Origin of the sequence: Streptomyces rimosus subsp. rimosus, assembly GCF_000720725.1 — a bacterium.
Lineage (GTDB): Bacteria > Actinomycetota > Actinomycetes > Streptomycetales > Streptomycetaceae > Streptomyces > Streptomyces rimosus_A.
Genome location: NZ_JOCQ01000218.1, coordinates 1 through 1989 on the forward strand (window position 1 = coordinate 1; position 1989 = coordinate 1989).

The following is a 1989-nucleotide window of genomic DNA, read 5'->3' on the forward strand; positions in this document are numbered from 1 at the left end:
CGACCGCACTGTGCGAGGCCAGCGTCGCGCTGCTGTGGGAGGCCCGGCCGCTGCCGGACCGGGTCGCCGAGGGGCCGCGCCGCTTCGCCGAAGCGCTGCGCACCGGCCGCCCGCCGGGCCGGCTGTCCGCACCGGACACCGGCTCACCGGCGCGCGGCGCCTTCGACCGTGCGCTCCTGGACGCGGCGGTGGTCTTCGCCCGTACGGAGCCGGTGGACGCCGCCGGGGCCGACGGAGGACCCGCGGTGATCTCGGGTGCCGTACGGCCGGACGAGCGCGAGCCCGGACCGGAACCCGTGCTGATGGCCCCGCGCACCAGGCCCGTACGGAGCATGTTTGGACCGGCCGGACGTGACTACGGGCTGCGGGTCGGCCTGTGCATCGCGGTGAGCGCGGCGGTGGCCCTCGCGCTGCGCGCCGAGCACTGGTACTGGCTGCCCGCCACCGCCACCTTCCTCGTCAAGCCCGACCTGGGCCCGCTGTTCTCCCGTACGGTCAACCGCTTCGCCGGGACCGTCGCCGGCGTGCTGGTCTTCGCGGCGGCGGGGGCGCTGCTGGACGGCTGGTGGTGGCCCGCGCTGATCGCCGGCGCGGGCGGCGCGCTGCTGCCGTTCGCCACCCGCCACTTCGCGCTGCAGACCGTCGCGATCACGCTGATGGTGCTGTCGTTCGTGCACGTCAGCGGCGATCCGCAGGCCGCGCTGGAGCGCATCGTGGACACCTCGGCCGCCTGCGCCCTGGTCCTCGTCGTCGGCCATCTGCCGCGGCTCGCCGACCCGCGCCGCCGCGTCGGCCACCGGGTGACGGCCGCGCTGCGCGCCACCGAAACGTATCTGGGCGAGGTGCTGCGGACCGAGCCGGGCCACGACCGCGGCGAGCGTCTGGTGCGGCGCCGGGCGGCCTACCGGGCGCTGGGGGAGGCCCGCGCGGCGGCCGAGACCGCCGCCGCCGAACTCGTCGCGGCGCGCGGCCGCAACCCCGACTGGCTCACCGTCGTCACCGCCGCCGAGCGCATCGTGGACGCGGCGACGGCCTGCGCGGTACGGCTCGACCACGGCGCCCGCCGCCCCACCCCGCAGGAGGCGCGCCGCCTGTGCGAGGCGCTGACCGCGATGGCGGACGCCCTGGAGGACCCGGGGCGCCCGGGCCCGCCCGCGCTCGCCGCGCAGATCCCGCCCGTACCGGGCTGCGCGACGCTCACCGACGTGGCCGCCGAACTGGAACACCTGCGGGGCTTCGCGGGGGCGGCGTAACGGGGTCGCGGCCCCGGCCTGAACCCGCCGCCGGCGGGTAGGCGTGCCGCCGACGGGCGCCGGGCGGCTGCCGCCGGCCGCCACCCGCTTGGCACGCCGGGCATGCCGACGGTGCCGGGCCGGTGCGGTACTGGAGGGGCGCCGGGCGGCACCGCCGGGGCATCGATTCCAGCGTGAGCAGGGAGCCGGCATGGGTGACATGAGCATGGGTGACACGGGCGTGGGTGACTTGGGCGTGGGCGACGACATGTCGAAGAACCGCCCCGAACGGGAACGCAGGGCACAGCGCGCGGCACAGGAGGCCGCCCCCGCCTCCCGGGAGCGCAGCGCCAAGGAAGCGCCCACGGGGGAGAGCTACGTCTCCGAGGAGAACGGCCGGTGGGTCAGCCACGTGGCGAAGCCGGGCGCCGGACGGCACCGGAAGGGCCCCGGGCCGGTACCGCGCGAGGACGCGCCGGAGTGACGCGTACGGGGCGCTGGAGCGCGGTGTCCTGAGCGGGGCGCGACCCGGTATCCGTACGGCCGGGACCGGCTTGGACCCCGTACGGCCGGGCGCGGCCCGGACCCCGTACGGCCGGGACCGGCAACCACCGGCCCCGGCCGCCCCCGGCTCAGCGTCCCCCGTTCTCCTTGCCCAGCAGGCCCGCCCGCCGCAGCGCGTCGGCCATGGCGCCGTTCGCCGGGGCCGCGTCGCGGGAGCCGCCGCGGCGGTCGCCGCCCTGGCGCTGCCGGGGCG

General features: G+C 78.3%; 2 protein-coding genes. Both read left to right on the top strand.

Annotated elements, in window-relative coordinates:
• A partial coding sequence (locus IH45_RS0142530; RefSeq protein ID WP_032919561.1) for an FUSC family protein occupies positions 1–1253 on the top strand: 1253 nt, incomplete at its 5' end.
• 190 nt (positions 1254–1443) lie between these two features.
• Complete coding sequence (locus IH45_RS0142535; protein ID WP_030682526.1) at positions 1444–1716, top strand: hypothetical protein; 273 nt, start codon at positions 1444–1446, stop codon at positions 1714–1716.
• Positions 1717–1989 lie beyond the last annotated feature (273 nt).

Excerpts from the sequence above, each read along its gene's own strand:
- IH45_RS0142535 (WP_030682526.1), top strand. The coding sequence starts at position 1,444 with ATGGGTGACATGAGCATGGGTGACACGGGCGTGGGTGACTTGGGCGTG.